Annotated in this window: 23 protein-coding genes; 7 read left to right on the plus strand and 16 right to left on the minus strand. The window is 43.4% G+C overall.

The features are described 5' to 3' along the window. Positions 1–20 precede the first annotated feature (20 nt). Entirely contained in the window at positions 21–629 is a 609-nt protein-coding gene (locus tag AC3CH4_RS16155; protein WP_488544025.1) for a hypothetical protein, read from the minus strand. Then, positions 622–1,455, minus strand: coding sequence for an SURF1 family protein (locus tag AC3CH4_RS16160; protein WP_488544026.1), 834 nt, complete (start codon positions 1,453–1,455; stop codon positions 622–624). Before AC3CH4_RS16160 ends, AC3CH4_RS16155 begins: the two co-directional genes overlap by 8 nt. 1 nt (position 1,456) lies before the next feature. Between AC3CH4_RS16160 and AC3CH4_RS16165 the strand changes: the two genes are divergently transcribed. Then, positions 1,457–1,687 (plus strand): DUF2909 family protein, encoded by a 231-nt coding sequence (locus AC3CH4_RS16165; protein ID WP_029225153.1) that lies wholly within the window; start codon positions 1,457–1,459, stop codon positions 1,685–1,687. A gap of 37 nt (positions 1,688–1,724) precedes the next feature. On the opposite strand, the gene AC3CH4_RS16170 is transcribed toward AC3CH4_RS16165, so the two are convergent. The 4 genes from AC3CH4_RS16170 to coxB are packed head-to-tail and all read right to left on the minus strand — an operon-like array spanning position 1,725 to position 6,164. Then, positions 1,725–2,609 carry a cytochrome c oxidase subunit 3 gene (locus tag AC3CH4_RS16170; protein WP_488544027.1) on the minus strand — a complete coding sequence of 295 codons (885 nt, stop codon included), beginning with the start codon at positions 2,607–2,609 and terminating at the stop codon, positions 1,725–1,727. Between the two features lie 38 nt (positions 2,610–2,647). Then, complete coding sequence (locus AC3CH4_RS16175; protein WP_171315681.1) at positions 2,648–3,277, minus strand: cytochrome c oxidase assembly protein; 630 nt, start codon at positions 3,275–3,277, stop codon at positions 2,648–2,650. An 11-nt stretch (positions 3,278–3,288) separates the two neighbouring features. Continuing rightward, positions 3,289–4,950: a cytochrome c oxidase subunit I gene (ctaD, locus tag AC3CH4_RS16180; RefSeq protein WP_488544028.1), complete on the minus strand. Its 1,662-nt coding sequence runs from the start codon at positions 4,948–4,950 to the stop codon at positions 3,289–3,291. Continuing rightward, positions 4,947–6,164 carry a cytochrome c oxidase subunit II gene (coxB, locus tag AC3CH4_RS16185; protein ID WP_488544029.1) on the minus strand — a complete coding sequence of 406 codons (1,218 nt, stop codon included), beginning with the start codon at positions 6,162–6,164 and terminating at the stop codon, positions 4,947–4,949. The genes ctaD and coxB overlap by 4 nt, the downstream gene beginning before the upstream one ends. A 451-nt stretch (positions 6,165–6,615) precedes the next feature. Here coxB and AC3CH4_RS16190 point away from each other — a divergent pair, with 451 nt between their 5' ends. Beyond that, positions 6,616–8,340 carry a phospho-sugar mutase gene (locus AC3CH4_RS16190; protein WP_102450109.1) on the plus strand — a complete coding sequence of 575 codons (1,725 nt, stop codon included), beginning with the start codon at positions 6,616–6,618 and terminating at the stop codon, positions 8,338–8,340. Between the two features lie 130 nt (positions 8,341–8,470). Here the strand turns inward: AC3CH4_RS16190 and AC3CH4_RS16195 are convergent, their stop codons facing one another. The 4 genes from AC3CH4_RS16195 to yegD form a co-directional block, all read right to left on the minus strand. Next, the gene (locus AC3CH4_RS16195) at positions 8,471–9,103 is read right to left on the minus strand and encodes a LysE family translocator (RefSeq protein ID WP_171308002.1); all 633 of its coding nucleotides are present in this window, start codon (positions 9,101–9,103) and stop codon (positions 8,471–8,473) included. 150 nt (positions 9,104–9,253) lie between these two features. Next, positions 9,254–9,886, minus strand: a complete 633-nt coding sequence (locus AC3CH4_RS16200) for a fumarylacetoacetate hydrolase family protein (RefSeq protein WP_488544030.1) — start codon at positions 9,884–9,886, stop codon at positions 9,254–9,256. Positions 9,887–10,235: 349 nt separating this feature from the next. Continuing rightward, the gene (locus AC3CH4_RS16205) at positions 10,236–11,300 is read right to left on the minus strand and encodes a porin (protein ID WP_171328018.1); all 1,065 of its coding nucleotides are present in this window, start codon (positions 11,298–11,300) and stop codon (positions 10,236–10,238) included. Positions 11,301–11,791: 491 nt separating this feature from the next. Continuing rightward, positions 11,792–13,144 (minus strand): molecular chaperone, encoded by a 1,353-nt coding sequence (yegD, locus tag AC3CH4_RS16210; RefSeq protein WP_473577843.1) that lies wholly within the window; start codon positions 13,142–13,144, stop codon positions 11,792–11,794. 159 nt (positions 13,145–13,303) lie between these two features. On the opposite strand from yegD, the gene AC3CH4_RS16215 reads away from it, so the two are divergent. Next, a complete protein-coding gene (locus AC3CH4_RS16215) occupies positions 13,304–13,612 on the plus strand; it encodes a DUF1289 domain-containing protein (protein ID WP_017079638.1) in 309 nt (102 codons plus the stop codon). A gap of 119 nt (positions 13,613–13,731) precedes the next feature. Here AC3CH4_RS16215 and AC3CH4_RS16220 read toward each other — a convergent pair whose 3' ends face one another. Continuing rightward, positions 13,732–14,082 (minus strand): HopJ type III effector protein, encoded by a 351-nt coding sequence (locus AC3CH4_RS16220; protein ID WP_017082477.1) that lies wholly within the window; start codon positions 14,080–14,082, stop codon positions 13,732–13,734. Between the two features lie 194 nt (positions 14,083–14,276). Here AC3CH4_RS16220 and AC3CH4_RS16225 point away from each other — a divergent pair, with 194 nt between their 5' ends. Then, the gene (locus tag AC3CH4_RS16225) at positions 14,277–14,936 is read left to right on the plus strand and encodes a PilZ domain-containing protein (RefSeq protein ID WP_473577840.1); all 660 of its coding nucleotides are present in this window, start codon (positions 14,277–14,279) and stop codon (positions 14,934–14,936) included. Between the two features lie 61 nt (positions 14,937–14,997). On the opposite strand, the gene luxQ is transcribed toward AC3CH4_RS16225, so the two are convergent. The 5 genes from luxQ to AC3CH4_RS16250 form a co-directional block, all read right to left on the minus strand. Further along, positions 14,998–17,568 (minus strand): quorum-sensing autoinducer 2 sensor kinase/phosphatase LuxQ, encoded by a 2,571-nt coding sequence (luxQ, locus tag AC3CH4_RS16230; RefSeq protein ID WP_488544031.1) that lies wholly within the window; start codon positions 17,566–17,568, stop codon positions 14,998–15,000. Beyond that, positions 17,568–18,662 carry an autoinducer 2-binding periplasmic protein LuxP gene (locus AC3CH4_RS16235; protein ID WP_054547117.1) on the minus strand — a complete coding sequence of 365 codons (1,095 nt, stop codon included), beginning with the start codon at positions 18,660–18,662 and terminating at the stop codon, positions 17,568–17,570. Before AC3CH4_RS16235 ends, luxQ begins: the two co-directional genes overlap by 1 nt. 307 nt (positions 18,663–18,969) lie before the next feature. Continuing rightward, positions 18,970–19,284, minus strand: coding sequence for a GIY-YIG nuclease family protein (locus AC3CH4_RS16240; RefSeq protein ID WP_065205876.1), 315 nt, complete (start codon positions 19,282–19,284; stop codon positions 18,970–18,972). Further along, positions 19,285–19,941: a YceH family protein gene (locus AC3CH4_RS16245; protein WP_054547119.1), complete on the minus strand. Its 657-nt coding sequence runs from the start codon at positions 19,939–19,941 to the stop codon at positions 19,285–19,287. Between the two features lie 63 nt (positions 19,942–20,004). After that, the gene (locus AC3CH4_RS16250; protein ID WP_004730052.1) at positions 20,005–20,205 is read right to left on the minus strand and encodes a hypothetical protein; all 201 of its coding nucleotides are present in this window, start codon (positions 20,203–20,205) and stop codon (positions 20,005–20,007) included. Positions 20,206–20,400: 195 nt separating this feature from the next. Here AC3CH4_RS16250 and AC3CH4_RS16255 point away from each other — a divergent pair, with 195 nt between their 5' ends. The 3 genes from AC3CH4_RS16255 (at position 20,401) to AC3CH4_RS16265 (ending at position 22,160) form a co-directional block, all read left to right on the plus strand. Continuing rightward, positions 20,401–20,715, plus strand: coding sequence for a DUF496 family protein (locus AC3CH4_RS16255; RefSeq protein ID WP_004730049.1), 315 nt, complete (start codon positions 20,401–20,403; stop codon positions 20,713–20,715). Between the two features lie 417 nt (positions 20,716–21,132). Next, a complete protein-coding gene (locus AC3CH4_RS16260; protein ID WP_065205875.1) occupies positions 21,133–21,759 on the plus strand; it encodes a D-Ala-D-Ala carboxypeptidase family metallohydrolase in 627 nt (208 codons plus the stop codon). 164 nt (positions 21,760–21,923) lie between these two features. Continuing rightward, positions 21,924–22,160 (plus strand): hypothetical protein, encoded by a 237-nt coding sequence (locus AC3CH4_RS16265; RefSeq protein WP_004730045.1) that lies wholly within the window; start codon positions 21,924–21,926, stop codon positions 22,158–22,160. Positions 22,161–22,168: the final 8 nt, after the last annotated feature.

Genomic DNA, 22,168 nt, shown 5'->3' on the forward strand with positions numbered 1-22,168 from the left:
CATCAACTCAAGCTGATTAACTACCCAACTCGTGACAGCTTGAGTAGCTTTCTTAAATCATGAATCATGCCTTTAGATTGGCTGACTAGCTGCGAAGGATCAGAAACACGTTTGTATTCCATAACCAATTGCCCGAGTGGGTCAATTATGACAATGGAAGCAGGTGCAAACTCGTTACTTAATTGATCACCACCAGCTAAAAACGACAAATCAGGCTTGTTGAGCGAACCCGACAACGAGTTACCTTCTGAGACGAAAACAACGGCGGTCACGCGCTCTTTGTTTTTCCCTAACGCTAAGTAGCTTTGATTCAAATAATGAAGCTGTTGTTCACACAAGCTTTCGCACTCCATCGGTGCGATATAACCCACTAACCAACCCTCTCCAGCCATGGGTACCGTTACGCCAAAATCCGCTAGCGTGACTCTTGGTTCTACCAATTCGCCTGAGTTAGTGACACCTGACGTATACCAATTCTGGTCCAACACAGTTTTGGCGATAAGCGCAGGCAAAGCGAAAATTAGAACAAGTCCGATTAATACCAAACGTCCCTTAGTACGACGGCTTCTAAGCTCAGCCATGTTTGCCTCGGTACTTTCCCTGTTCACTCGTGCTTGAGACTTATCCATCTTTGTTCTCCGTGATAGGTGTCGCTTTTAGGTACCTATAGCCAATTAACAACATCAAAAACAAAAGTACCGCTGCCATTACAAACCATTGAAATGAGTAACCGAAGTGCTTCTCAGATTTCATTGCCGTCGGTCGCCATAACAACTCATAAGGCCACGATTCTAAGCTTTGCGGTTGGAAGACAAAGGGTAAAACGGCTTGTCCTGTGTACTCTGATAACGCTGTTATGTTGATGTTTTGAATTCTTTTAGGCGTTGTGTTTTCTAAACCCAGCTCATGACTTAGAGGATTCACTGAACGAGTGTACAAACGCCCTGACATATTGGTTGGTAGTGTTATGTTTCCTAGTTGTGGAAGCTCTCTTCTGTCATTACTTGCCGCAACGAACCCCAGATCGATCAATAACTGCTTTTCGGCCACTAAAGACTCGTTTTCATCTTTAAAGCGAACCTCACCCAACATGTAAATCACATACCCCACCGCTCCTTGGTTAACCTGATTGTCTAACAAGACCACTAAACCACTTGGTGTTTCCAATTCCACATCAACCTTCAAACCATTTAAAGACAGCTGTTCAGATGCACCTTGCGCTTGTATACGCGAGTCCTTCCATTCAGAGATAACCGCATCCAATGACCTCGGCGATTGCTGCGCTCTTTCTGATAGCTGTTGTTCATAACGTAGTTTCTCGTTACCTCTGTCTAACTGCCACAAACCCAACTTGATTAAAATGCCGACTGAAACCACAGTTAAAACAACCGCTATCCAAAAACCTTTACTGCGGAACTTGTGTTCATCATCAATCAATCGGCTTGGAGTTATCACTATGGCGTCATCTACCTTTGTGTTGTTGTTTAAAATTGTATTGGTCGCTTTGCTATTTTTTATCGCTTTCAACCTGATGAAAGGGCTAATCCAAATCGCCTCAGGTAAACACAATGGCAAAAGACTGAGTCACTTCTTGGGTCGTCGAGTCATGTGGTCAGCCGTTGTCGTGCTGCTGTTATTACTGGCGTTAGGTTCAGGAATGATAACTCCCAACCCTCGCCCTTATTAAGCCCATACAAACCTAACAGCTAGACCGATATATTTCGTTAGAGCACATAAACAAACACAAACAGACCTAACCAAACCACATCAACAAAGTGCCAATACCAACTGCCCGCTTGGAACGCAAAGTGGTCTTTCGGAGTGAAGTGGTCCTTCGCAACTCTCGCCAGTAACACAATCAAAAAAATCGTTCCTAAACACACATGCAAACCATGGAATCCGGTCAGTAAGAAGAAGGTGTTGCCATAGATACCGGATTGAAGCGTCAGCCCCATCTCTTGATACGCGTGAAGGTACTCTTCAACTTGGAAGAATAGGAAGAAGCCAGCCAGAACAATGGTTATCTCCAACCACACGATCAAAGCCATACGCTTATTTTGTTCAAGACTGATATGTGCCATGTGCAGCGTCACAGAGGAAAGCAGCAGGATAATGGTGTTCTTAAGCGGGATACCTTGCCAAGGCATTGCTTGCGTCGTCACACCATCTGGAGTGATGGTCAGCGGCCATATCGACTGAAACATCGGCCACAGCACTTCGTGAGTCATAGCATTGTTACCTGCGCCACCAATCCATGGCACAGAAATCATCCGAGCGTAGAAAAGCGCGCCAAAGAAAGCGCCGAAGAACATGATTTCAGAGAAAATAAACCAACTCATGCCCTGTCTAAAGGATCGAGATATTTGCTCAGAATAGAGCCCATTTAATGATTCTGTGATGACGTTGCTAAACCAACCGGCAAGCATATACAGCAGCACACCAAAGCCAACGAACAGCACTACTTTCCCAAACACACCACCAGCAGAGTTGGTCTCCATGTGTTGCACCGTTAAGCCCGCGCCAACTGCGACAAGAAACAGAGCAATAGCCCCGACCAGCGGCCAGTGACTTTGATGTGGAACGAAATAAACTTCCTTTTTAGAACTCATCGCTCAACTCCTTATGTTGATACTGGTTCTGTAAATCCCTAGTTACTTGCGAGCACGTTAGGCTCAGGCTTACTTGCCTCTCCACTCACCTGACTCGTGATGTTAAACAACGTGTAAGAGAGCGTAAGCGTATGTATCGATTCTGGAATATCGGGCTCAATGTAAAATATTAATCCCATTTCGGCACTTTTGTGCCCCTCTAATGGTTGCTGATTGAAACAGAAGCACTCCATCTTGTTAAAGTAAGTTGCCCCCATACCTGGAGAAACCGATGGTACAGCTTGGCCAACCAATGAAGATCCAGAAAGATTTTTGGCAATGTAGTTAGTCTGGACCACCTCACCGGGGTGAACCTCTAAAACACGAATTTCGGGCGAAAATTGCCAAGGCATATCTGGCTTAATGTGCGACATGAACTCCACTCGAACAGTACGAGAGTAGTCAGGCTGCATTCCTTGAGGTTGAACCACAGATACGCTATTAGTCTTGCCATTAATCCCCAAAGCATCACACATCACATCGTAGAGCGGCACCAAAGCAAAGCCGAAACCAAACATCGCAACCACACTCAAAACTAAATAACCTGTCAACTTCTTAGTCGATCGTTTGTTAGTCGGGTGCTTTGGCTGCTGCTTCTCTTGATTTAGGTCGCTTTGTTTATCACTCATGGCTCTTCCCTCTAATCAACTTTAGGTGGATGAGTAAAGGTGTGGTGAGGGGCAGGGCTAGGAACAGTCCACTCTAGACCTTCAGCTCGGTCCCAAGGCTTGCTTGGCGCAGTCTCCCCGCCTCTGACACACTTGATAACTAACCATAAGAAGATCAACTGAGACAAACCAAAGGCAAAGCCACCTATCGACACGACTTGGTTAACATCAGCAAACTGAATCGCATAATCCGGTATACGACGCGGCATTCCGGCTAACCCTAAAAAGTGCATTGGGAAAAACAACACATTGACCGATACTACCGATGTCCAGAAATGCCACAGACTGAGCTTGTGGTCGTACATATGCCCTGTCCATTTCGGCAACCAATAATAGGCGGCGGCCATAATTGAGAACACAGCACCTGTCACCAGAACATAGTGGAAGTGAGCCACAACAAAGTAGGTATCGTGGTATTGGAAATCGGCAGGTACGATAGCGAGCATCAATCCAGATAGCCCACCAATCGTGAATAGAACGATAAAGGCAATAGCAAACAGCATTGGTGTTTCAAAGGTCAAAGCACCCCGCCACATCGTCGCCACCCAGTTAAACACCTTCACTCCCGTAGGCACGGCTATCAACATGGTGCAATACATGAAGAAAAGCTCGGCAAATACTGGCATACCCGTGGTGAACATGTGGTGCGCCCACACTAAGAATGACAGCAGTGCGATACTGCATGTTGCGTACACCATCGAGTGATAACCAAATAAACGCTTGCCACTGAATGCCGGGATTATCGCAGAGACAATACCAAAAGACGGTAAAATCATGATGTATACTTCAGGGTGTCCAAAGAACCAGAATATATGCTGGAACATCACCGGATCCCCGCCACCAGCGGCATCAAAGAAGCTCGTCCCAAAGTATTTGTCGGTCAGCACCATGGTAACCGCACCCGCGAGAACGGGCATCACGGCTATCAGCAAGAAAGCAGTAATTAACCATGTCCATACGAACATCGGTAGCTTGAACCAAGTCATGCCCGGCGCGCGCATGTTCACTATGGTTACGATGACGTTAATCGCCCCCATGATCGAACTTATCCCCATAATATGAACTGAGAACACAAACAATGCCGTACTGTCTGGGCCATAAGTTGTCGAGAGCGGCGCATAAAATGTCCAACCAAAGCTCGGGCCGCCTCCCTCAGTAAACAAAGAACCAATTAAGATCAAGAAAGCAAAAGGTAGAATCCAGAAACTGAGATTGTTCATTCTCGGCAGCGCCATGTCTGGAGCGCCGATCATCATTGGGATCATCCAGTTAGCCAAACCTGTGAATGCAGGCATCACGGCGCCGAATACCATGATTAAACCATGGACTGTAGTCATCTGATTGAAGAAATCTGGCTCAACAAGTTGTAACCCGGGTTGGAATAGCTCAGCACGGATCACCATTGCCATGGCACCACCCGTTAAGAACATCGCAAAACTGAACCACAGATAAAGTGTACCGATGTCTTTATGATTGGTTGAGTAAAGCCAACGAGCCCAGCCTTTAGGTGCCGCATGTGAGTCGTTATCGTCAACAGGCAAATCATCATTGCCCAGCGTACCTTCCGCAGAATGGCTCAGAACTTGGTCTTCTGCAGGAGCCGATTTCACCGGCTTATTGATTGGTGAACTCATAACTGCCCCTTAGCATCGTTTTGTGCTTCATCCGTTGAGCCTTGTTCGTCAGCTGCTTGGCCTCCGCCTTCTTGCTTGGCTTTATAAGCGTTTACATCTGAAGCCTGAACAATGTCACCCGTATCATTACCCCAAGCGTTTCGTTGGTAGGTCACTACCGCTGCGATCTCTTTCTCGGTTAATTGATTATCAAATGCCTGCATTGCGGTGCCTCCGCGACCATAAACAATGGTATCGATATGAACACCCACATCACCAAGTGCTATAGGGCTTCCTTTAATGGCAGGAAATGCGCCGGGAATACCCTCTCCGTTGACTTGATGGCAAACGGCGCAACGGGTTTTGTAAACTTCTTCACCGATGGCATTCAATTCTTCTAAGGAAAGTGACGCATCTAGCGCATCTTGTGCAGCTTGTTGTGCGGCTATCGCCAATTCTTTCTGCTCCGCTAACCATGCGTCAAAATCGTCTTCTTCCATAGCACGTACCACAATCGGCATGAAGCCATGAGCACGACCACACAATTCAGCACACTGACCTCGGTATACGCCAGGCTCATCGATCTTTGTCCACGCCTCATTAATGAAACCGGGAATGGTATCTTTCTTAACCGCAAAAGCAGGCACCCACCATGAGTGAATAACATCATCGGAAGTCATCAAAAAGCGGACTTTACGATTGATAGGCAGTACAAGCGGCTTATCAACCTCTAACAGGTAAAGCGCGCCTTTCACTTCAATGCCTTCAATCTCTTTATCGCTGGTCGCTAAAAGGCTGAAAAACTCAACATCTTCGCCAAAGTAGCTGTAGTGCCACTTCCATTGCGAGCCTGTAATTTTGATTGTGAGTTCTGATTGAGAGGTGTCTTCCATCGCAATCAAGGTCTTGGTCGCGGGTATGGCCATAGCGATGAGGATAATAATAGGAATGATGGTCCAAAGGATTTCGACTTTGGTACTTTCGTGAAAATGAGCAGCAACCGCCCCCTTCGACTTTCGGTGTCTCAGAATTGAATAAAACATCACACCAAAAACAACAAAAGCAATCGCACAGCAGATGTAGAAGATCAGCATATGAAGTTCGTACACCTTACCGCTGATCTCAGTGACACCTTGAGTCATGTTGTATTCAGTGCTGGCATGCACCAAAGGCGATACCAAAACCACAACAAAACTTTTCAAAAGCCACCCTAGCCTAACCAGTAATCTTTTCAAAAGATCTCTCCTTATCCTTCCTAATTGGATACTTGCGACCTAAATGTCGTTGCGAGCTGAACAACATTCATTGTTATTCCAGCTGCACATGAAAAGCTGAATCTCAATCTACAACTCACATGGAACTAGCCTGTAAACGGGCTGCTGACCTCATCTCAACCTAAGAGTGAATACGGCTCATAAGCGTTGGAAGTTTCCATGAAAGATTCAAAAACGGCGAATTTGTTAAATTTTGTTATATTTATGTAAAAGGCTAGTTAGTGATATCCAATTGTTCAAGGTAAGTTTACTTATTAAACAGTCAATTATTGAGAGTGGCTTAATCCACGCGCCCTCGCCGTTATAAATTATTTTATATTAAGTTTTACGATTGCTTTCATGGAAATGATAATCAATATCACTTAAATTAGTTCAACAGTAAGTCATACCGACATTAAAAGGTTTAGTGATTATGCAAGATGCAATGAACTGGTTAGCGAGAGACCCAGATCCAAGAACTCGTGAAGAGCTTCAACACCTCATTGATGAGGGAATGCACGACGAATTAGAAGACCGCTTTACTCAACGATTGGAATTCGGAACGGCGGGCTTACGAGGTAAAGTCGGATGCGGTCCAAATAGAATGAACCGCTTGGTGATACAAGAAACGGCAACAGGCCTTGGCCATTACTTGATTGAACATGTCGCCAATGCCTCGATTCGTGGCGTCGTTGTCGGTTATGACGGGCGTTTAGATTCAAAACAATTCGCCATTGATACAGCTTCTGTGCTCACCGCATTGGGCATTAAGGTGTACCTAACCTCCGATGTCGCAGCAACCCCTATTGTTGCTTTTGGTATTGAGCATTTCAACGCAGCTGGCGCTGTTGTTGTTACGGCGAGCCACAACCCGCCGGAATACAATGGCTTCAAAGTATACTGGGAGAATGGCGCTCAAATCATTCCCCCTCACGATGCAGGCATTGCCGGCGAAATCGATGTCGCTTCAACCAAGCCAATCCCATTAATGAGCCTAAGTGATGCCGAAACGCAAGGTAAACTGGTGTGGTTAACTGAGGGTTATTATCAAACATACCGTGCTGCTATTAATCAAAGTCCGTACGTTAATAACACTCTTGAATCGGCGAATACCACCATCACCTACACGGCAATGCATGGGGTGGGGGCAAAAATGGCGGAAGATCTTCTTCACGATGCTGGATTCCACAAAGTATTCAGTGTGGCTGAACAAAGAGAGCCTGATGGTAACTTCCCAACCGTGAACTTCCCGAACCCCGAAGAAAAAGGGGCAATGGATCTCGTTATTAACCTCGCAAAAAGTGTCGATGCCGACATAGCTTGTGCCAACGATCCAGATGCAGATCGATTCGCCGTTGCGGTCAGAACTGACGATACAGCTAGAACTGATGATGCTTCCTATAAAATGCTAACAGGCGATCAAGTCGGCGTGCTATTCGCGCATTACTTGTTGTCGAAGCCGCATACCAAAAACCAGTTAGTTGGTAACAGCATCGTGTCTTCAACTCTGCTTGAAAAAGTGGCTCAATCCCACGGTGCGACTTACTTCCAAACGCTAACGGGCTTTAAATGGTTAGCGAATATTGGCATGCAATTAGAAGATGATCAGAACGAGTTTTTGTTCGCCTATGAAGAAGCGTTAGGCTATACAATTGGTACTCAGGTACGAGACAAAGATGGGCTGTCTGCTATCGTTGTTTTCGCTCAACTGGTTGAAGAGCTCAAATCTCAAGGTCGAACCGTTTGGGATCTTCTTGCTCAAATTTCATTTGAACATGGTGTTCATACCAACGCGCAACGAAGTATTGCCCTAGACCCAGATTCGCCATCGATTGGTTCTAAACTCAGAGCGGCACAACCTAAAGCAATAAACGGTGTTGCTATCTCTGTGATTGAAGATCTGCAGTCTTCTTTACGCTTCGTCATTGGTGGCAATACTGAAGCGATTAACCTGCCTTCAAGTGATGTTCTCATCTATCACCTAGAAGATGGCACTCGCATTATCGTCCGACCTTCAGGCACAGAACCAAAAGTTAAAGTCTATTATGAGACGGTAACAAAGTTCGAAGGGACAGAAACATACGAAGACACTCGCCTACGCGGTGAAGAAGACATGAATAAACTGATTGAACAACACCAGCAAGAGTTGAACGCTTAGTGAATCATCGTTTTCAAAACATCAGTTCTATAAAGTGCAATATGTAACTGCTAGGAATAAAAAATGGACGCTCAAAGCGTCCATTTTTGTCTCAGCGGCTAACCGCGAGAAGATGTTTGGGTTGATTCGTCTACGAAGTAAAGAAAGAAGACAACATCCAGATAGCCAACACGATGAAGACTCCGCCCATGACTTTCTGTTGATAGGTACGAAACTTAGCATTCTCTACGAGAGACTTACCAATCGTACCCACTAAAGCCACCAGCAAAAAGTTGAACGTTAAGCCGAGAACATTCAACAATAAACCCAGAACGAGCATCTGTTCACCAGAAGTCGCTTCAATATTCGTCGACACAAACTGTGGTAAGAACATCACAAAGAAAACCAACGCTTTAGGGTTAAGCAGGTTACTAATCAATGCTCGTTGATAGTAGGCTTTTGCAGCAAAGTTGTCGCTTAGCTCAGGCGCATTACCCTGCTTTGTTCGAAGACAATCCCACCCCATTTTTAATAAGTAGGTACCGCCTAACAGATGAAGGGCTTTTAAAGCCACTGGACTCATCGCAATCAATGCTGAAACACCCATTGCTGCCAATACTGTCAGGATAATTCCAGAAGTCGCGTTACCCAAACTTGCAAACACACCAACCTTGCGGCCATAGCTCATACTTGAGCTCGCGATGAGTAACATATCAGGGCCAGGCAAAAGGAGAAGTGCAACAACGGCTGTCAGGTAAACAGGTAAAATGGCTAAGTCGATCATGGGTTTCAGTATTGATAAAAACGGAGGCGGATTTTATATCAATTACCAACACCCTTCCAGATGCAATTAGTTGTAGGATAGTAAAATATTCGAATTAAATACCATCAACGAACAATAAAACAAATTTATTAACCAAATAGAAAATACTACTTAACTTGCTACCCACTCGATCTCAATTAATGTGGTTTCGCCACACTTTAGGCGACCAAGGAAAATATCACCTCGATGCACTTCACCAACACCTTTGGGGGTGCCTGTCATTACAACATCGCCATCAAGCACAGTCGTGTAAGAAGAGAGCTCTTCTAGGATAGTTTGTGGAGAATACAGCATCTGCTCAACGTGACCCTTTTGAACGCGGACACAGTTAATAAATAATTCTAGGTTTAACTCAGAGAGATCAAAATTATCAACGGGAACAAAGCGACTAAAGACAGCGGAACCATCAAAGGCTTTGGCACGCTCCCAAGGTAAACCTTTGGCTTTTAAACTGCTTTGCAACTCACGCTTGGTAAGGTCTAAGCCGAATCCCACTGCAGAATATTCACCGTTTTCAACAATAAAACAGATCTCTGCTTCGTAGTGCAGCGCTTCTTGATGAAAAGAAGACAGAGAGGAAGTAACACTGGTGCTCGGCTTATTGAAAACCACCATAGAGTCAGGGATCGCATTGTTAAGTTCTTCAATGTGATCGACATAGTTACGCCCAACACACAGTACTTTTGTTGGGGTTGCTGTTCGTTTCGAATTCATCAATTGTTTCTGATCTACAACGCTGCTCATAGTTTATCCCTGAACTATTTTTAGAGAGCAGAGTTTAGCGCATCATAAAATGAGAGTCTTCGACAAGATGATTACCGATCTCTAAATTCTGATCTTGAGCTCAATTCATTGATTTGAATACTTTTAGGTCAATATCGGTGTATATCTCGACCGACCCACCAGAAATAGAGTCATCGGCTTACATAAATTAGAGAAAATGAAACTAAAGGAGGGCGTTAGATTTGAAGAGCATTCATACGAAAGAAGCCCTCTCAAACCAAAAGGCTTGAGAGGGCTTAGCATGGTGTCTAGGACAGTATCCTAAAAGGTAAACTTAAGGAGTAAACACTATGCTAAATAAGTCTGCGACTTATAGGTAGTAACGAGCACCAAGTAGCCACTGGTCATCAGCTTTTTCTTTGTACACGCCAGAACCTTGTAGGTCGAACTGGTAACCAGCGAAGCCTACGAACTGAGATGTGAAGTTGTATTCAGCTTGTAGAGCAGTAGTAGCAAATACTGTATCGCTTAGTTTGTCGTCTTCTACTGCTTCGTAGTTAACGCTTAGGTTTAAGCTGTTAGATAGTGCGTAAGCTGCAAGTAGTTCAACCGCTGTTGTCTCTTCTAGAGGACCAGCAGAAGTCTTGTTCATGTAGTTGTTCATCGCGTAAACACCTGCAAGGTATAGACCTGAACCGTATGAACCGTAAGTTGCACTTACAACGTTAGAATCCGCAGTTTTTGAACCAGAGATACCGTTAAAGTTTACGTCGCCAGTGTTGTATGCGTAATTCACAGAGAAGTCTGCGATATTGTAGTTTAGAGCAATCTGAGCACGGTTACCGTATTCGTTATCTAGAGATACAGCATCGCTGTATTTAACTGTATCAGCTTTACGACCTTGCCATGCAACACCAAGGCCTAGTGTACCAGCATTTCCGAAATCTAGTGCGTTAGCGTAGCTCACCATCTCTTCACCACGACCAGTACCTAAGTTACCGTGATCATCGTAGATAAAGTCGTTTGCGAAAGCGATTGGCATATCAGCAACGCCAGCAACGCTGTAGTAAGGTGCCCATTGAGTACCAACAGCAGCACGGCCGAAGTCATCATGAGAAAGACCAACGTAGCCAAGACGAGTTGTGAATGACTCATCACCGCCGTCTAGCATGTTTAGCGCCCATTCACCTTTAGCATCAGCAGTAAAGCCGTTACCAAGTTCATGAGTTGCACCGAAGTTGATACGTGGAGATACAGTCTCTACACCGATATCATCTTCACTAAGACGATCGCCACTGTTTACGTCGCCAACTGCAACTGATACGTGACCACCAACAGAGAATGTTGTGCCGTCTTCGTTGTAAAGTTCTACAGCAACTGCCTGTGTACCAAATACTGCACCAGAAATTGCTAGCGCTAAAAGTTTCTTATTCATTGTCATATCCATTATGTAACTGGGTGAGTTATTCACTAACAACCTCGTGCTTACGGAGAAGTTGTTACCTGCATTTAACAAGTAGGCAAACACTAATATACGAATGACAAAAAAGTTGCATTAAAATATATAAAATAAAAAAAATCACACTATAAAAATCAAAAAAAACTTTATAAACAATACTATACAAATAAAACCACAAGCGTAAGTTGGTATTTATTGAGATAAATCTATCAATTTTTTTGATTTTCTAGTCATCAAATGAACATTAAAAATCAAAATTAAAATTTACTCGTCAGACCATCACATGACAAAACCTTAACCTTGAAACATTTTGTAACACTGAGAATCTGATTGAAATATTTAATCGTGTGAAACAATTCCCACTTTAGAGAAGATAAAAGTACCTTAGCGAAAATTCATTAAAGCCAAACACAAAAAAAGGGCAACCAATCAGCGACTGGTTGCCCTAACAACTCATCATTGGGCTCTTATTTGAAGCAAACCTCAGCCCAACGAGCTAAACCTGAAGTTACTGAACCGAAGTAATTACCACTCACGATAGGTACGTTCGGCACTGCTTGTTGTACGGCTTCACGAAGTATAGGTGAACGAGCTGAACCACCCGTCATGTAAATTACGTCTGGCTTTTTCTGGCCTTGTTGCATAGCTTCTTTAACCAACTCAATCATCTTAGACTTTGGCGATTCAATAGCTTCAACCATCTGCTCAACGGAAATGTCCACTTCGACCAATTCAGAAGCAACATTAATCGCGGCTCGATATTGAGAAGATTCTGCTAGTGCAATTTTGGCTTCTTCCGCTCTGCGTACAATGCTATAGCCTAGAGTGTCGTGATAAACCCTCATCAAACGCTCTAGCTTTTGAGGGTCTGAAGCTTCTTTACGAAGTAACTTCAAGGCCGCTAGGTTTTCGCGAGAATAGAAATTCTTTTGAGCTTCGACATTATTGATCGCAATTGGATTCCAGAATTGAGTCAGTGGCATATCGATACCAGAAATGCCTTTGCTGCCCATACCGAAAGGTGACATCAGTTGTTTGAAGGCAAGGGAAATATCAAGGTCATTACCCCCTACCCGTTGCCCGCTGTGAGCTAACAAGCTCTGGGTTCGGTCCGCTTTACCCGACCAAGTTGGCCCCATTTCTAGCAATGAGCAATCGGTGGTACCACCACCAATATCCACAACCAATACCGTTTGGTTGTCAGTCAGGGTACTTTCGTAATCAAGGCCTGCGGCTACTGGTTCAAATTGAAAAGCGATATCAAGGAAGCCTGCACGCTTAGCTGCGCGTGAGAGTATGTCTTCAGCTTGTCGGTTTGCTTCTTCACCACCTCGACCGTGGAAGTTAATTGGTCGACCGATAACAGCTTGTTTGATCTGCTCTTGAGTCGTGAGTTCTGCTTGGTGTTTAATATTTGCCATCATGGCGCAAACTAAATCTTCGAAGAAACTCACCTGAACATCATGCAACCCGCTTGCGCCAAGAAAAGACTTAGGGGATTTTACGTAATAAACATCGCGAGGGTCTTCTAAGTAAAGGTCCAACGCCGCCTGACCAAACGCCATATCTTCTGGCACCAAATCGATACTCTCTTCTCGATTCAAAGCAATAGCACGTCGTAGCACTTGCTCACCAACCGCATCACTCGGTTTGATATTCAAATGGCGAAATAGATGTTCGGAAACACTCTCACGAGTAGGTGCAAACACGGTTGAGGGAATATAGTGATTGTTACCTTCTAGCGGTAACAGGCTTGGTTTTCCATCAACCATTGCCGCGACAGAACAGTTCGCTGTTCCATAATCAAATCCAATAAACATAATATCCCCCACTCAACAAAAGGGGCGAGATGCTACATGAAAAGCCTAAAAATTACGAGGTCATTTCTAAATTTAACTGAGTAATTTCTTAGCCTAACGGCTCTTAATAGGCAAACAAATATGCTACATTTCAGCCCAAATGAATCACAGGTTAGATAAATGAAAACACCTTGCCGAGCGGCTTGTAAAAATAATGGCGGAATGTGCAGTGGCTGCTTTCGAACAATGGATGAAATTATAGGCTGGAAAGGCTTATCTGAAGAAGAGCAAACGTCGGTTATGGATAATCTTACTGGTGTTAGTTCGACTCACCAATGTCCGCAGTGTAATGAGCCAGCTCAATGCGATATCAGTGCGGGTAAAGAGACGTGTTGGTGTTTTGAACTAGAAAAGCGTGATACTAGCGATATTCCAAAAGCTGGAGTATGTCTGTGCCGTAAATGCTTGTCTGAACTGCCTATTCAGTAGTTTTCGAACCTGTTAAGTAGTTTAGAACCTATTCCGCAGGTTACGTACCGGTTCAACATAGACAAAAAAGCGAGAGGTTGCTTCTCTCTTCAAAATACTGAGATTTATTTGGTTAGTGCCTACTTCGTTTTTGCAACCAGCGCAGGCTGAGAAAACTGTATACCGTTCCAACCATGAACCATGAAGTTACGAATATTTTGATGGTCTGTGTTCTCTGGAAAACCTAGCACGTCGTTACGATAAAATTGACCAAAACAAGCAAGTGTTTGCTCCGCAGATAAACCTTGCTCCAAACCAAAAGCAAAAATCTTACACGAACCATTATTCTGCCCTGCAGTATTCACCACTTCACCATTGCGAAATTCACTCTCCGCAAAAACATAGTGAGCTTCGATCACTTGCATTGTATCTTCAAATTGCACGCTTTCTGGGGTTTCAGCCAGAGTATTTAATAAGGTTTCCAGTTCCATTTACAATTTCTCCACCAAGTATATATCTGTCAGCAGTGTATCTTGTTTTACGACAAGAGTAAGCCGTTGTTTACTTGGGACAGCGATTCACTTTTTGAACAAACAATGCAAATTACCTCAATGAAACTAATGACATAGTTTTATCAGGACGTTATATTATTTTATCAGACGATTAACATTGTTCAGTAACGAATATGCATAAAGATAAAAACTTAGAACTGTTTAGATACCTCAAACCCGGTACAAAAACAGCAGGTGTATTAGAATTTGGCCCAGACGACTCGATCCAGATCACTACACTCTATATCGGACACAAAGAAGAACAATACCTTATCCTTGAGCTATCACAAAAAGCGACAGAAGCACTGACGCTAAGAAAACTCATCAACGTGGATATTATTGTTCGTGCCATCACCGACACCGAACTTGGGCACATTGTCGCGTTTAAAACCAACGTACTGGCTCATATCACCTCGCCAGCACACCTTATTTTCCTTCGTCCGCCTTCAAGCTTTGCGACCAAGCCTATCCGTGAACACGAAAGATATAAGGTACGACTCAGCTGTGAAGTTACTTTTAATACTTTGTCATTAGATGCCACCCTGGTCGATTTTTCAGTCTCAGGCTGCGGCGTCTATATTACCCATCAATCCGATATCGATGTAGATTGGAAGATACAAGTAAACTCTGTCTTAAGTGAGTACTTAGATAGCGAACTGATCTACAACGTAGTGAGCAAAAAAAGACAAGGCCAAGGTTGGCTATTAGGCATTCAGTTCCCTGAACAACTAGATATGAGTGACGAGTTAAAAACGCTGCTGTTGGAGCAAGCATTTGTTGCCGGCTTTGTATAAATGCGTGTTCAAGTAAAGTTTATTCACAGCACTTGTTCTATCGCACTTTCAAAGGTTTAGATCAGTCGTTCGTTACATCCCAATGTGAGTTTTTAAAATGAACAAATGCTTGGTGTAGCGACTCTTCTTTAATGGGTTTTACAATCACGTAATTAGCCCCAGCAGCCATAAAGCTGTCTCTTGTCGACGCTTGAGCATCAGCGGTACACGCATAAATCGGGGCTGTAACGCCAATATCATCCCTAAGTTGCTGAGTAGTTTCAACGCCACCAAGATTGGGAAGTTGGTTATCCATCAAAATAAGATCATAGGTTGTCGCCTTAGCCATTTCTAGCGCTTCTAAACCGTCTTTTGCCCATGTCACCACCATGCCATATTTTTTGCAAAAAGCTTGCGCAATAAAGGCATTGGTGTGATTGTCTTCCACCAACAATACGCTCAAAGATCGACTAAACAACGCCTCTGGTTCGATATCAGCGTGTTGCTTCAAGTCCAATATCGGCTTAGAGTGCACTTCCACCGGAATTTCTATAATGAACTCCGAACCCTGATTTATCTCACTGCGGACTTGAATATCCCCTTCCAGCATATCGACCAGATTTTTTACAATCGTTAGGCCCAACCCTGTCCCACCATATTCACGAGTCGTGGTCTCTTCGGCTTGAACAAAGGGTTCAAACACAACGTCAATCTTGCTTCCATCAATACCAATACCGGTATCTTTCACTCGAACGATCAAACTCGCATGATCTGAGTTAAAGATACTTTCGAGTTCAAAACTAACGGAAATACCGCCTTGGTGAGTGAACTTAAGAGCGTTACTCACCAAGTTAAACATGATTTGATTCAGGCGCACTTGGTCGGTGTTTATTTCAATGTCATCAGCCAAATGATTCACAATAGTAAATGCGATCGATTTATCGCCACAAAGCGGACGATAGATACTGTCTAATGTATTAACCAGTTCCCCCAAACGGAAGTCTTTCTTTTGAATATTGAACTGCCCCTGCTCTATCTTTGAGAAGTCCAAGATATCGTTAAGTACCGCCAGCAAATGTTCCGCACTATTGCAAAGTACATCCACCTGTTCACGGTTATCTTCACTGTGTATAGAGCGCTTCAGTAACTGAGAAACACCAAGAATACCATTAAGCGGTGTACGAATTTCATGGCTCATCTTAGCGAGGAAATCTGCACGTACATTCGCAAGGTGCTCAGCTTCTTCTCTTGCTCGATCGGCCTGTCTCTCGGCTTCAATGAGCTTAGTAATGTCTTGGCCTTGTACCACGACACCTGTGATGCCGTGTTCAACGCGAATTGCAGACATGTTCCAACGAAATACCTTCCCACCAATTGGCACGTTAATGCCCGTCAGCTTTGAACCTTGAACCACCATATGGATATTCGGTAGCATGCGATGCTCAAACTCTTGAGCCACTGCTCCGTATTTATCATCGGCGTCAAATAGCGCCATACGAGCAGCGGGGTTCATCTGAATTAAGTCACCTTTATCAGACCAAACCAAGATAGGTGAATGAGCAAAGTTAAAGAGATCTTGGAACTTTTGGTTCTGTTCGGATAAACGTTCAAAAGTGTCCTCAAGTGTACAACCAATATGATGAAACTCGAAAATATTGGAGCCATCGAACTTGTTGTACTCTTCGCCGTCACTTGCTGAGCGAGTAAAGTCCATCAACTTATCGAGTTCAGCCGCCACCTTTCTTTGAATCCAAGTTCGCGCAAAGAAAGACATCAATATGATCACCACAACCACAACAATGATCGCACGCTCATAGTTCTCTTCTAACGCAATGAAGTTCGTGTTCTTTTGGACAGCTCGAATGATGAGAGGCGTTTCAACAGCATTGATCTCAATAGTTGCGATGGTGACGAAATGGCGAGGCAATTGCTCGTACATTTTGTAGTTGAGAATATCCGTTATTGTGTAACTTTCATCGCCACTGAATGTTGACGTAACCGGTGTGCCGTGCGCTTCAATAACGATGTTCTCGCAATTGCTTCCCTGTTGGATCGATTCTGCGAGCGAGAAGTTATTATCGAGTACGATCGCGATATAGAGCTGGCCAAGAACCTCCCCTGTTTTGTTATCCACAATAGGGGTTCGGCGAGCCAACAAATGACGCTTACCAATATCGGTTATCACTTTAATGAAATGCCAGTTACTACTAAATGAAACCTCATCAGAGATATGTTTTAAGTTGGACTCGTCCAATCCATAAAACTGGCCATTACCATCGTCCCAAGCCAAACCATCATGAGTAGACACAAAACGCAAATCCGGTGCATGATCAGGTTCACTTTGGTCAACACCAAAAAAGAAGTAACTCAGAGCCTCTTTATTGCCAGTAGCAAAATATGCTCTTAGTGTTTCACTGTGTGAGCTACTGTCTTGATGAATTTGTAGCACCGACAAACGATAATCAAACATATTTTGGATGAGGCTTGAGGTTTGTTTAACCGTTCGATTCGTCTCTTGCTTTACGATGGTACTACTGGTCTCATAAGTATGAATAAGCACGCCAAGTGCCATCACACCTATCACTAAAATAATGATACGCGTAATGAGTCTAGCTAAAGTGTTTCTAGGTGTACTGGCGTAACTTTTCTTCATTATTGGCCTGAGTACCTAAATGCTCGCTGCTTAAGTTCTGAAATACGTTCTGGAGAATCTTCCTTGGTCACTACTTCAAATTCGCCAGAGTAAACGGTAGGAACTTTCAATCCGGCTAGATCCCACTTTATTGCCTCTGCCATAGCGATACCGGTATCATCATTCATGCGCATAACAGTGACATCTAGGTCGCCCCTTGCAATGGCTTCAAGTTCAGCGGATCCGCCTCCCCAGCCATTAACTAAGATATCTCGACCAGATTCACGAATGGCTTCTACTGCGCCCAAAGCGACATCGGTTGAACACGCATAGATAAAGTCTAGATCCTTATCGTTCGCTATGCTGATTTTAGCCGCTTGATAACCACTTTCTTTATCAGATCTTGTGTAGAACGAAGACTTAAGATCAAAATGAGTACCGGTATTCACTTCATGGATAAAGGTATCTCCACGCGCATCACTGATGTAACCTTGCGAATAGTATAAAACAGAATACTTACTGGCTGGTTGGCTAACTTCTTTAAAATAATTTGCCAATTTCAAACTACCGGTCGCATGATCAAAGCCCACGTACATGAATGGCTGTCTATCGGCCCACGCTCGGACTGGGGTCGTAATATTTTGAAGAATCAGTTTGGTGTCAGTAGAATTCAACACGTGCTCAATAAACTTGCGATGACGCGTCGTATCTAACGTAAAAATCAGATAGTCCGTCTTGTTTTCAATCGCCTCTTGCAAAGAAATGCTCTGTTGAGAGACATCTGCATTTACACGTGTAAACACTTGGTTAATTTGATAGCGAATTCTCAGCTTATCGAGACGTTTCTCAAAAGCTTGGATATTACGAACCCAATAATCAGAGATCTGTTGACCCGGATACACGACTGAAATCGTAATAGGCCTGTCTTGAACTCGTCTCAATGGCACAGGATGATTTTGCACAGCTTCGACCATTTTATCGGTCAGTGCTTTTTGTTCTGGAAAGTTGGAAAGATAATCTTGGTATTCCCAGTACCCATTGAGGACATGAGTTCCGTGAGAGAGAGCGGACGCAGAAAATACGGCAAGTCCAAACAACATCAATAAACGTTTCATATTTTTCTCGTTCTATATGAGCTACTTTGGCTCATTTTTTAACCTAGCATGACACCATCTCTTTGTATGGCTAAAAGATATTATGTAGGACAACGGTGATAAATGATAGCGCCTCATAATAATTAGAACGACATTCTAAATGAGCGATATGTTAATTTGGAATGGAGATTAGTAATAACAAGCTAGATGATGAAATAAGGCTCTCAAGAAGAAAGTGAATTAATACATATAATCAATAACTTAGAATAATCCAGCGTAAGGTTTACATTATTAAGATTTAATCAATAACAAACATTTTGGCTATGAATTATGAGACTTCGATATATTGAATTCTGCCTTGTTGCCACTCAATAATCAGTTTAAGTGATACCAGTTTTTCTTTGCGAGATTTTGGTAGTTGTTTGATCGCGTATTCGGTTTTCAACGCCTCACTTTTTGACCCAACACCAAAACTCCAAACTAGCTTAAGCGGGCCTTTACCTTTTAAAGCTTTGGCGCCTTTACCGGTTTGATGTTGTTCAAATCGACGTTCTAAATTATTCGTCACGCCACAATAAAGGGCATTGTGACGATTGCGGATTAAGTACACGACCCAATCCGCATTTTTATCAGACTCAGACATCTAAAGCAGTGATTCAACCAAAGCCTTAAGCTCTGCCACTTCTTCACGTAGGCTTGCGACTTCTGATTCAAGTTCTTCAAACTTTTCGCTTGTCGCAGAAGGTGCCGCCGCACTTACCGATGCCGTCGCAAACGCTTCAACATCTACTTCACCACTCAATAAGTGCTGGTAGCGTGATTCGCGTTTACCCGCTTCACGTGGTAACTTCACGACTAAAGCGCCCGCTTCTCTTACGGCTAATTTATCGAGTGTCGCTTCAACCTCTTTCACATCACTAAAATTAGCAAGACGACCAGTACGAGTGCGCAGTTCGCCAGGAGTTTGCGCCCCACGAAGCAGCATACAGCAGATGATTGCGCGCTCTTGCTCTGTAAATTGCAAATCCCCAAATTCAGTATTACAGAAACGATGCTGATACTTATTAACACGGCTATTGAAGCTGCTCTCATCACTCACCATGCGGCGAGCTATCAAACCATCAACCGCATCTAAAACGTCCGACTCAGACAGAGAGAGAACTGGCTCACGGTTACTCTTTTGGTTACATGCAGTCGTTAAGCTGTTTAACGTTAACGGGTAATGATCCGGGGTAGTGACTTCTTTTTCGATCAAGCAACCGATAATTCTCGCTTCAATTGGGGAAAGTACTGTGTTCATCGTTTTTCCTTTTTATTATTTTGATAATTCCATCTCAACATTTAACAATGCAGCCAGTAATGGCTAATGCTCAGACAAAATCGGTACTCGTTTCTTTCTGCCTTGTTCATCAATCATTATGATCTTAGAACGATTTAGCTCTATTTCCACGACTTCCAAATAAGTACGTTCTTGTACATACGCATCACGAAGCTTGTTTTGCTCTGCCGAAGGTTCAGTGACATCGTCGCCCAAATCTTCTGTTTCCAGTTGTTGTTGATTCATTTCACATTTCGTATCAATGCAGTGTCTATACTGGATACTAACTTGAACAGTTAGATAAAAACAATCGCACTTTAGCGAGAGTGCCGAATAATTATACAACCTTACTTTTGCTTTGATCTAAAGACTGTTACAACACTAACTGATGTGCTTTAATCAGAACCAGACAACGTATTTGACGATTAGGAAAAGGAATCTATGAGCAGCGTATTTGAAATTGTTAACCAAGCACGACGTAAGAACAAACTTAAGCGTGAACTTTTAGACAACGAAAAGAAAGTTCGCGACAACCGCAAGCGTGTCGACCTTCTTGATAACCTACTTGATTACATCAAGCCAGAGATGACTCACGACGAGATCTTAGGCATTATCAAAAACATGAAAGCTGACTACGAAGACCGCGTTGATGATCACATCATCAAGAGTGCAGAGATCTCTAAAGCTCGTCGCGACATCAGCCGCCGCATTCGTGAACTAACAGAAGAAGACAAGCAAACTCAAGGTAAGAAGTAATCTAACCTCGCGAATTTACTTGCAACAATGTTAGGGCGTGTTGACCTTTCGAGGTTAAATTTTGTTCGAGATAAAAGCGTTTTAATCGCGGCGAGGGGGAAGTAGCCTAGTCATTCTAAGCAAATCTCCCTCAACAAAGAGTAAAACGCTTTTAGCCGAACCCTTCGGGCAGCGTTTGCTGGTCATTTCTACTACGTTATCGGCTTCTCATGTAGGCTAGCTACACATCAAAGCCTCAGCCTTGTATAAATACCCAGAAAATCGCTGCAAAAACCAGCTCGAAAGATCAACACGCCCTATTAACCCACTCTTAGTAGTGGGTTTTTTTATGCCCAAATTCTAACGTCTATACTTAAGCGAACGTAAAACTGAGCAACTGTAAAACTAACTAGGTGAACGTAAGCAACGGAGTGACCTATGTACGCAAGTATTCTAATTACCTTAGCGTTATCAACGACACAACCTTACCCTGAAAAATTTGAGAAACTTTATACCGAAGAAACCGAAATCACTTATGACGATCTCGTGGTCGATGTTCATGGCTACAAGGTTCCGACCCGATCAGCATTTCGAGGTTGGATGCTCCTTAACCACGCCCAAGATCAAGTCAAAGCGATCGGTCAACAACTCAAAGACAACGGCATCACTCAGAGCATGCCTCTACATTTAGTCTTGTTGCAAGGCACGGATTGGGCAATGAGTAATACGACCCTGTTCACCCTTCCCAATAAGAAACATGTGCCAAACATGATCAATACCCTTAAGTACATACAACAATATATTGAGCCTGAAATTGGCGTTGTTATCCCTGTGTCCGGAGAGCGAACCAATATCTACAATCAACAAGCTGGCGGCGCACTGCGAAGTAAACACTTGGAATTCTGCGCCTTAGACTTAGTTCCTGCGAATGATATTACTCGCGAAGATCTACACGTGAAACTTAAAAAGATTCATGCTGAATTTGGGCAAAAAAATAACGTTGGGCTGGGTTTGTATTCTGGTGTTCGATTCCACATCGATACTTGCGGATTTAGACAGTGGTAACCACTCAATGGAGTCATAATGACTTAATTATTATCAGAGTCATTATGACTCAAATAATTAGCAGAACACTTTAACCAATTGATTTAATGATTAAAATAAAACTGGAACGCTAATTGCTATTGATAACAAGTATCATAATTATTAATAGCAATTAGGAATTCAATATGAAGACGATGACTCAACGCTTTCAAACGCTACTTTCTGTTTCAAACTTCAGTCTAGCAACCACCGCCTTGCTTATGCTACTCAGTATTATTGTCGCTTATCCGATGGCCGATCACTTCTCACTGCCAATTCAAATTGTCGCACACATCAGCACGATCTTAGTGGCTGCATTACTAAAGATTAGTTATGTCGGTCGCTGCCTTGCGCAATACAACCTTGGGTTAGAAGTTCGCTAAATCGTACA

Source organism: Vibrio sp. QJM3NY_26 (assembly GCF_057786005.1).

What these genes read in the sequence shown, in the direction of transcription:
- yegD (WP_473577843.1), bottom strand. Translation starts at nt 13,144, where the DNA reads ATGTTTATTGGATTTGATTATGGAACAGCGAACTGTTCTGTCGCGGCA.
- ctaD (WP_488544028.1), bottom strand. Translation starts at nt 4,950, where the DNA reads ATGAGTTCACCAATCAATAAGCCGGTGAAATCGGCTCCTGCAGAAGAC.
- luxQ (WP_488544031.1), bottom strand. Translation starts at nt 17,568, where the DNA reads ATGAAGAAAAGTTACGCCAGTACACCTAGAAACACTTTAGCTAGACTC.
- AC3CH4_RS16195 (WP_171308002.1), bottom strand. Translation starts at nt 9,103, where the DNA reads ATGATCGACTTAGCCATTTTACCTGTTTACCTGACAGCCGTTGTTGCA.
- AC3CH4_RS16250 (WP_004730052.1), bottom strand. Translation starts at nt 20,205, where the DNA reads ATGAATCAACAACAACTGGAAACAGAAGATTTGGGCGACGATGTCACT.
- AC3CH4_RS16265 (WP_004730045.1), top strand. Translation starts at nt 21,924, where the DNA reads ATGAAGACGATGACTCAACGCTTTCAAACGCTACTTTCTGTTTCAAAC.
- AC3CH4_RS16245 (WP_054547119.1), bottom strand. Translation starts at nt 19,941, where the DNA reads ATGAACACAGTACTTTCCCCAATTGAAGCGAGAATTATCGGTTGCTTG.
- AC3CH4_RS16225 (WP_473577840.1), top strand. Translation starts at nt 14,277, where the DNA reads ATGCATAAAGATAAAAACTTAGAACTGTTTAGATACCTCAAACCCGGT.
- AC3CH4_RS16260 (WP_065205875.1), top strand. Translation starts at nt 21,133, where the DNA reads ATGTACGCAAGTATTCTAATTACCTTAGCGTTATCAACGACACAACCT.
- AC3CH4_RS16155 (WP_488544025.1), bottom strand. Translation starts at nt 629, where the DNA reads ATGGATAAGTCTCAAGCACGAGTGAACAGGGAAAGTACCGAGGCAAAC.
- AC3CH4_RS16235 (WP_054547117.1), bottom strand. Translation starts at nt 18,662, where the DNA reads ATGAAACGTTTATTGATGTTGTTTGGACTTGCCGTATTTTCTGCGTCC.
- AC3CH4_RS16170 (WP_488544027.1), bottom strand. Translation starts at nt 2,609, where the DNA reads ATGAGTTCTAAAAAGGAAGTTTATTTCGTTCCACATCAAAGTCACTGG.
- AC3CH4_RS16165 (WP_029225153.1), top strand. Translation starts at nt 1,457, where the DNA reads ATGGCGTCATCTACCTTTGTGTTGTTGTTTAAAATTGTATTGGTCGCT.
- AC3CH4_RS16240 (WP_065205876.1), bottom strand. Translation starts at nt 19,284, where the DNA reads ATGTCTGAGTCTGATAAAAATGCGGATTGGGTCGTGTACTTAATCCGC.
- AC3CH4_RS16220 (WP_017082477.1), bottom strand. Translation starts at nt 14,082, where the DNA reads ATGGAACTGGAAACCTTATTAAATACTCTGGCTGAAACCCCAGAAAGC.
- AC3CH4_RS16205 (WP_171328018.1), bottom strand. Translation starts at nt 11,300, where the DNA reads ATGAATAAGAAACTTTTAGCGCTAGCAATTTCTGGTGCAGTATTTGGT.
- AC3CH4_RS16200 (WP_488544030.1), bottom strand. Translation starts at nt 9,886, where the DNA reads ATGAGCAGCGTTGTAGATCAGAAACAATTGATGAATTCGAAACGAACA.
- AC3CH4_RS16215 (WP_017079638.1), top strand. Translation starts at nt 13,304, where the DNA reads ATGAAAACACCTTGCCGAGCGGCTTGTAAAAATAATGGCGGAATGTGC.
- AC3CH4_RS16255 (WP_004730049.1), top strand. Translation starts at nt 20,401, where the DNA reads ATGAGCAGCGTATTTGAAATTGTTAACCAAGCACGACGTAAGAACAAA.
- AC3CH4_RS16175 (WP_171315681.1), bottom strand. Translation starts at nt 3,277, where the DNA reads ATGAGTGATAAACAAAGCGACCTAAATCAAGAGAAGCAGCAGCCAAAG.
- AC3CH4_RS16190 (WP_102450109.1), top strand. Translation starts at nt 6,616, where the DNA reads ATGCAAGATGCAATGAACTGGTTAGCGAGAGACCCAGATCCAAGAACT.